Source organism: Acrocarpospora macrocephala (genome assembly GCF_009687865.1).
GTDB classification, from domain to species: Bacteria; Actinomycetota; Actinomycetes; order Streptosporangiales; family Streptosporangiaceae; genus Acrocarpospora; species Acrocarpospora macrocephala.
In genome coordinates this window covers 78,585-85,619 of the sequence record NZ_BLAE01000052.1, presented here as the reverse complement: position 1 = coordinate 85,619, position 7,035 = coordinate 78,585, and the positions used below count along the sequence as shown (strand labels likewise).

General features: G+C 68.2%; 4 protein-coding genes. 1 reads left to right on the top strand and 3 read right to left on the bottom strand.

The genetic code is table 11. The features are described 5' to 3' along the window. The first annotated feature begins 303 nt into the window (after window positions 1-303). Window positions 304-1,431, top strand: a complete 1,128-nt coding sequence (locus Amac_RS37625) for a low temperature requirement protein A (RefSeq protein ID WP_155359185.1) — start codon at window positions 304-306, stop codon at window positions 1,429-1,431. Window positions 1,432-1,616: 185 nt separating this feature from the next. Here the strand turns inward: Amac_RS37625 and Amac_RS37620 are convergent, their stop codons facing one another. From Amac_RS37620 to Amac_RS37610, 3 genes are all read right to left on the bottom strand, one after another. After that, window positions 1,617-2,513 carry an oxidoreductase gene (locus tag Amac_RS37620; RefSeq protein WP_155359184.1) on the bottom strand — a complete coding sequence of 299 codons (897 nt, stop codon included), beginning with the start codon at window positions 2,511-2,513 and terminating at the stop codon, window positions 1,617-1,619. 114 nt (window positions 2,514-2,627) lie between these two features. Then, window positions 2,628-4,742 carry an NAD-dependent DNA ligase LigA gene (ligA, locus tag Amac_RS37615; RefSeq protein WP_155359183.1) on the bottom strand — a complete coding sequence of 705 codons (2,115 nt, stop codon included), beginning with the start codon at window positions 4,740-4,742 and terminating at the stop codon, window positions 2,628-2,630. 78 nt (window positions 4,743-4,820) lie between these two features. Next, window positions 4,821-7,007 (bottom strand): M6 family metallopeptidase, encoded by a 2,187-nt coding sequence (locus tag Amac_RS37610; protein WP_155359182.1) that lies wholly within the window; start codon window positions 7,005-7,007, stop codon window positions 4,821-4,823. Between the last annotated feature and the right edge of the window lie 28 nt (window positions 7,008-7,035).

Genomic DNA, 7,035 nt, shown 5'->3' with positions numbered 1-7,035 from the left:
GTGGGTGGGAGAACCACGTGGATCAAGCTGCCGCTTCATTCGAGTGACCATGGGGATGACGGGGTCGGGCGGAGCCCGAGGGAAACGAAGGGGTGGGTGGGAGTGTCACCGCTACCGATCGACACCAGCCCGAAGGGTTGCCGAACATGACGCCCGTGACTGATCGGGTCGGCTGACTGGCGGGGCCAGACAGTCGCAGGGGCTTCTCCGGGGTGAGGGGCACCTTGCGGGCAATAGCATGTGGCGCGTCTCTTCTTTTGGACCTTTGGGGCGGTTATGGGTGGACCGGGGTTTCGGCAGGCCATGGTGGGGCGGAGTCGGGAGGGGCATCGGGCGGCTACGCCGCTGGAGTTGTTGTTCGATCTTTGTTTTGTGGTGGGGGTGGCGCAGGCGGCGGCCAGTTTGCATCACGCGCTGGCGGAGGGGCATGCGGGGGCGGGGCTCATCGGGTATCTGATGGTGTTCTTCGCCATCTGGTGGGCCTGGATGAACTTCACCTGGTTCGCGTCGGCGTATGACACCGATGACGTGCCCTATCGGGTGCTGGTGATGGTGCAGATCGTGGGGGTGCTGATTCTCGCGGCGGGGGTGCCGCGAGCGTTCGAGGACAAGGACTTCGGGCTGATCACCCTGGGGTACGCGGTGATGCGGCTGGCCATGGTGGCGCTGTGGTCGCGGGCGGCGAGGGAGGACGCGGCGGGGCGAGCGTGCGCGGTCCGGTATGCGATCGGGATCGGGGTCGTGCAGGTGGGGTGGCTGGCGCGGCTGGGGGTCGCCCAGGTGGTCGACCTGGACGGGGTGCTGGGGCTGGTCGTGTTCGTGGCGCTGGCGGGAGCCGAGCTGGTGGTGCCGTTGTGGGCGGAGCGGCACCAGCAGACGACCTGGCATCCGCGGCACATCGCCGAGCGATACGGGCTGTTCACTCTGATCGTGCTGGGCGAGTCGGTGCTGGCGGCCACGCTGGCCATCCAGACGGGGCTCGACCGGGGATTGGCCACGGCGGCGCTGCTGTCGGTGGCGCTGAGTGGGGTAGTGATCGTGTTCGGAATGTGGTGGTTGTATTTCGCGTGGGAGGCGCATCCGCTGCTCACCTCCAACCGGACCTCGTTCCCGTGGGGCTACGGCCACTACCTGATCTTCTCGTCGGCCGCCGGCGTAGGGGCCGGACTGGCCGTCTCAATCGACTACGCAACACACATCGCACACATCAACGCCTTCGCCGCCGGCGCCTCCACCGCCGTGCCAGTCGCGATCTTCCTGCTCAGCGTATGGTTCGTCCACATCCGCCCCCACCAGGTCTCCCGCCGAACCAACCTCACCTTCCCCATCACAGCCGCCCTCGTCCTCGCCACCCCGCTGACACCCCTGCCAATCCCCTTGATCGCACTCCTGCTGATCGCGCTCACCGCAACCGTCGAAACAGCGAGATAGCACGCCAAGGACCGCGATGTAGGACGAGGTGCCCTGTGACCTGGGATGTGGGAGTTCTCTACGCTTCCAGTAGCCCGGTCGGAAGGACACCTCGTAGGTGCGGTTCTTCCACGACGCGGCCGAGACCGATGCGATCTCCGACGATGAGCACGTGATCGCGTACGACGGTGGGTGTGATCTCCGGGTCAGCCGAGGGACTGGAGTCGGGCCATCTCGTCCTCGGACAGCCGCAGCGTTCCGGCAGCCACGTTCTCGGCGAGGTGGTGTGGATTCCCGGTGCCCGGAATGGCCAGCACGTGCGGTCCTCGCCGCAGCGTCCAGGCCAGCCGGATCTGCGCGGGCGTCGCGCCGTGCGCGCGGGCGATGGCGAGCACGTCCTCGTGCTCCGTGGCGGTCGCCCCTGCCTCGCGTCCGGCGCCGGCGATCGCGAAGAACGGCACGAAGGCGATACCCTGCTCGCCGCAGCTGCGTAGGAGCTCCTGCTGGCCGGCGGACGCGCCGATGCCGAAGGAGTTCTGCACGCACACCACCGGCGCGATGGTCTGGGCCTCGGCCAGCTGCTCTGGCGTGACGTTGGACACTCCCAGGTGGCGAATGTGCCCGGCGTCGCGAAGCTCGGCCAGCGCGCCGAAATGATCGGCGATCGAGCCGGTCTTCCGGCTTGGGGGGACGCGCAGGTTCACCACGTCGAGGTGGTCACGCCCGAGCTGGCGCAAATTCTCCTCGACCTGGCCGCGCAACTGCTCTGGCGTGGCCCACCACCATGCACCCGACGGGTCACGCGCCGGCCACACCTTCGTGGCGATGACGAGGTCGTCTGGATAGGGGGCCAACGCCCGGTTGATCAGCTCATTGGCCGACAGGTGCGGCGAGAAGTAGAACGCGGCGGTGTCGATGTGGTTGACCCCGAGCTCGATCGCCTGCCGCAGCACGCCGATCGAACGATCGCGGTCGCCCGGGATGCCGGGGCCGAAGGCGACGCTGCCCGTCAGGCGCATCGCTCCGAACCCGATCCGGTTGACGGTCAGGTTACCGAGATCCCAGGTGCCCGCCGCCGCGGCGGTGTTCGTCTGTGCGGTCATGATCAGGTTTATGTCCTTGCTAGGAGTCTCCCGGAGAAAGGTCATCGGGGTCGCCGTCTGGGATCGCACTGCGGCGGTCCGCGCGCCCGTAAGTGGGAGTCAGATGTCGGCAGGTCAGATGAAGGTGGTGACGAGGGTGGCGAACTGTTCTGGGGTCATGATTTGGATGCCGAGTTGTTCGGCTTTGGCTTTCTTGGAGCCTGCCTTTTCGCCGGCTACCAGCAGGGAGGTCTTGGCGGAGACGCTGCTGGATGACTTGCCGCCGGCGCGTTCGATCAGTTCGTTCATTTCGTTGCGGGAGAGGGCTTCGAGAGGGCCGGCCATGGCCCCGGTGACCACTACGGACATTCCGGTGAGTGGGAGTTCGGGGGTTCCGGGAGCGGTCTCAGCGGGGGTTCCGGGAGTGGGTTCAGCGGGGGTTTCGGTGGGGGGTGTTGCGCCGGGTTCGGTCATGGAGACGCCGGCGGCGATCAGTTTGTCGATCAAGGGGGCGAGTTCGGCTAGTTCCTCTACCAGGAGGGTGGCTTTCTCAGGGCCGATGCCGTCTACTGCCTGGACTCCGGCCACGTCGGCGGATCTGATCGCGTCCATGGTGGCGAAGTGCCGGGCGATCCGGCGGGACATGGAGCGGCCGGTGCCGCGGACGCCGAGGGCGCAGAAGACCTTGTTGAGGGGTTTGGTCTTAGCGCGTTCGATGGCGGCGAGGAGGTTGTCGGTGCTTGTCTCGGCCATGCGGTCCAGGCCGAGGATCTGCTCGCGGGTGAGCGTGAACAGGTCGGCGAAGTCGGCGATGAGGCCAGCGTCGACCATCTGCACGATCCTGGTCTCGCCAAGACCTTCGATGTCGAGCTGCTCCCGGCCCACCGCGTAGCTGATCGAGGCGACCGCGTGGCAGGCCCGGCCGCGCACGCAGCGCCAGCGTTCCTGGGAGACGTCGATCTCGCCGCCGCAGCGCGGGCAGCCGGCCGGGAACTCGATCGGCCGCTCGGCCCCAGTGCGCAGGTGCACAACCGGCGCCTCGATCCGGGGAATCACGTCACCGGCCTTGTAGACGGTGACCGAATCGCCCACCATCAGGCCACGGCGGGTGATGTCCGCGGGATTGTGCAGCGTGGCGGAGACTACCAGGCTGCCGTCCAGGCGGACTGGTTCGAGGACCGCGCGCGGCGCGATGACCCCGGTCCGGCCCACGTTCCACACCACCCCGACCAGCTTGGTGATCTTCTCGGTGGCGGGCAGCTTGTAGGCGATCGCCCATCGGGGCGCGCGCGAGCTGAATCCGGCCTGCTCCTGGTCGGCGGCCAGATCGCTCTTGATCACGATCCCGTCGATTCCGAACTCCAGCTCCGCCCGAAGCGCCGCGATCCGCTCGATCCTGGCCTGGATCTCCTCCAGGGTGGCAGCCACGATCCCGGCCACCGGCGTCTCCTCGGTGGTCCGCACGCCCAGCTCCGCCACCCGCGTCATCAGCTCGCTGTGGGCCAGCTCGCGCATGCCGGTGGATTCGCCGTCCAGCGACAGCGCACCATACCCAAAGAACGTCATCTCGCATTTGTAGGTGCGTTCTCTGGCGCGCAGGGTTCCGGCGGCGGCGCTGCGCGCGTTGGCGAACGGCACGCCGTCGTGCGCGACGCGGGCCTCGTTCGCCGTCTCGAACTGGGCGGTGGTCATCAGGACCTCACCCCGGATCTCCACGGTCACCGGCTCGGTCAGCGTCGCGGGCAGGCCGAGCACGGTGCCGATGGCATGCGAGACGTCCTCCCCGGCCACTCCGTCGCCCCGGGTGACCAGCTGGACCAGCCGCCCGCCCCGATACCGCGCCGACACGGCGAGCCCGTCCAGCTTGGGCTCCACGCTCCACCGCTCGACCGGCCGCCCCAGCCGCCGCTCCAGGCCCGCCGCCCACGTGGCCAGATCCTCGGCCGAGAACACGTTGTCCAGGCTCAGCATCGGCACCGTGTGCGGCACATCCCCGACGACCGCTCCCCCAGCCACCTTGCCGGTGGGCGATTCGGCCAGCACCTGCTCGGGATGGGCGGCCTCGTACGCCTCGATCCCCCGGACCAACCGGTCATAGGTGTCATCATCGAGAACCGAGTCGCCGTCGGCGTAGTAGGCCGCGGCGGCGGCCACGGCAGTGCGCACGGCCTCCGTGTAAGCGGCCTGGTCAGCGAGCGGCGTGGCGTGCGGCAGAAGCTCGGCGACCCCGCCGGGCTGGGCTTCAGTCATACCTCCATCGTGCCCTGCGCCACCGACAGAAACGCCCGGCCGGGAAGCCCCGGCCGGGCGCCTGTTCGCGAAGATGGATCAGGGAAGCGTGGCCCCTCCCGGCTGGACCACCCCGTTCACCGTCAGCTGGTACGGCGCGTACTGCTGGACCTGCTCGGTCGGCTCGTCATAGGCCACGATGGCCACGACCTTCTTGAACGGAACCGCCAGCAGCAGCTCCAGCCGGTTCAGCGAGAAACTGGTCTTATTGTTGAATTCGACCTGCAACGCGATCTTGTTCGCCTCGTCGAGCCCGACCAGGCGCACGTTCCAGTTCTTCACCGTCACCGGCTTGATCTCGGTCGGCGAGTCGAACGGGTCCAGGCTGGACCCGTCGCTGACCGCCGTCGCGCCGACGGCGACGTCGTCGACCAGGAACCCGCCCTCGTTGACACCGCCGTCGCTGACGTACTGGAAGCCGAGCAGGATCTGCTGGCCCGCGTACGCCGACAGGTCGAAGGTGTGCGGTTCGAAGCCGGTCGTGGTGCCGTTGAGCGCCGGGCCGAGCGGTCCGTCGATGGTGCGGTCGCTGGACAGCGCCGTGTAGGTGGCCCCGCCGTCGGTGGAGACCACCACGTAGGCGTAGTCGAAGCCGAACTCGGCGCCGTACTTGCCGAGGAAGCGCAGCGTCGGGTCGGCGGCCGGCACGGTGACGCGGGCGACCGCGGTGGCGTTGAGGTTGTTCTCGTTGCCGGACCAGAGCACCGGGTTGCCCGGCCTGTCCGGATCGTTGTTCACGATCGTCCAGGTCAACGGGGCCGTCGGCAGCGTCTTGGCGCCCTTGAAGCTGAGCGACCTCAGCTCGCTGCCCTTGAGCACGGTGCCGTTGGCCTTCTGCAGCGCCACGAAGTCCGCGCCGTTGGGGCCGGCGCCGGGGTTGTCGTTGACGTTGGGGTTGGCGAAGTTGACGGTCGAGCGCAGGCTCTTGGTGGTCACCCTGCTCTTCGGCACGCCCAGCATGACGCCGTTGCGGGACTCTCCGACGATCTTGTCCACCAGGGTCATGGTCTGGTGGTCGTGGAGCACCTTGTACATGTCGGCGACGCCCTCGGCCTCAAGCGCCGCGTCCAGGCTCGCCAGGCCCTGGAGTTCGCCGTCGTTGTGCAGCCTGGTCAGGAAGTCGGTGCCGTACCTGTCGTACAGGAAGAGCATCAGGGAGTAGGCGTGGCCGTAGTCGGCGAGGACCTCGCTCGGGTTGCCCTCGCCCCACAGGTTGAGCGAGTTCTCCGGGCCGCCGCAGTCGCGCGGGTTGGGGTTGAACTCGGTCTGCACCGAGCCGAAGCCCTGGTAGCAGTAGATGTGGCTGTCGGCGCCGCGGTCGAACACGGTGCGGGTCGCGTCCACGTAGCCGGTCAGGGTCTGGGCGAAGTCCGACAGGCCCTCGTTGATCCAGGTGCCCTCGATCGGGTCGGTGTAGTACTGCAGCAGGTGCTGCCACTCGTGCGCGAACGTGCCCTCGTACGCCTGCGGGCGGGCCGGGCGGCTGGTGCACAGGTCCGCGGTCGGCTCGTCCGGCGGGTTCGCGCCGGTGCGGTGCGCCCAGTCGAAGGCGTCCACGGTCATCACGTTGCGGTCCATCCACTCGTTGAACACCGAGGAGAAGAAGCCCGCGATGTACGTCGGAGCGGCGGGGAAGTCGAAGAAGTTGTCGTCCTTGACGTTGTCGATGAGCGCGACCGTGTTGTCGCCCTCACCGGAGAAGTCGCCGGAGATCAGCGCGTTCGAGCCGTCCCGGTCGGGCGGCGTGCTGAAGGCCGCCGTCTCCTTCGGGTACATGTTGGTGTCGAACTCGTGGACGAAGGACGCCACCTGCGCGTCGGTGATCGTCGTGGTGTTCGGGATCTGCGCACGGCAGTCCCCGGCCGGGAACGCCAGGTCGTTGGCGACCCAGACCTCGATCTTGTCGCCGACGCCGCGCAGCGTGTAGTCCTTGCGGTAGGCGCTGCCCGCGACGTCGTTGAGGGCGATCAGGCTGCGGACCGTGCCGACCGGCGGAGTCACGCCCGCGACGGCGGTGCGCGCCTTGGCCGAGGAGGCCTGGTAGCGGGACGGGGTGTCGACCACCTTGCCGTCCAGCTTGGTGATCTTGGCGTCGAGTTCGCGCATGTCGCTCGGCGCCGGTGGCGGCGCTGCTGTCTGGGCGGCGCTGGCCTGCGCCGGGAGGAGGGACAGGAAGGGCAGGACAAGCGCCGTGGCTGCTAACCCGATTAATCGGTTGCGGGCCATGGATCCCCCTTGGGTGCTCGGATAGCTC